The 304-nt window shown below is 45.1% G+C and carries 2 tRNA genes; both read right to left on the minus strand.

Annotated elements, in window-relative coordinates:
• Positions 1–6 precede the first annotated feature (6 nt).
• Positions 7–82 (minus strand) — tRNA-Glu (locus Q0791_RS25140).
• Between the two features lie 140 nt (positions 83–222).
• Positions 223–298 (minus strand) — tRNA-Glu (locus Q0791_RS25145).
• Positions 299–304 lie beyond the last annotated feature (6 nt).

Raw genomic sequence — 304 nt, forward strand, 5'->3', positions numbered from 1 at the left:
ATAAAGTGGTATCCCCAAGGGGATTCGAACCCCTGTTACCGCCGTGAAAGGGCGGTGTCCTAGGCCTCTAGACGATGGGGACCCGGACGTTATCTTTTATCACAATCAATAAGTGAACTCATGATTGCTTTTACATAGAAGCTTAATTTCAGAACTAGCTTTTAAAACCAAATTTTAAGCGCTTAGTCTTAAAACTCAATTTTAAAATAAGCTAAAATAAAGTGGTATCCCCAAGGGGATTCGAACCCCTGTTACCGCCGTGAAAGGGCGGTGTCCTAGGCCTCTAGACGATGGGGACCCGGAC

The organism is uncultured Shewanella sp., assembly GCF_947495455.1.
Taxonomy (GTDB): domain Bacteria; phylum Pseudomonadota; class Gammaproteobacteria; order Enterobacterales; family Shewanellaceae; genus Shewanella.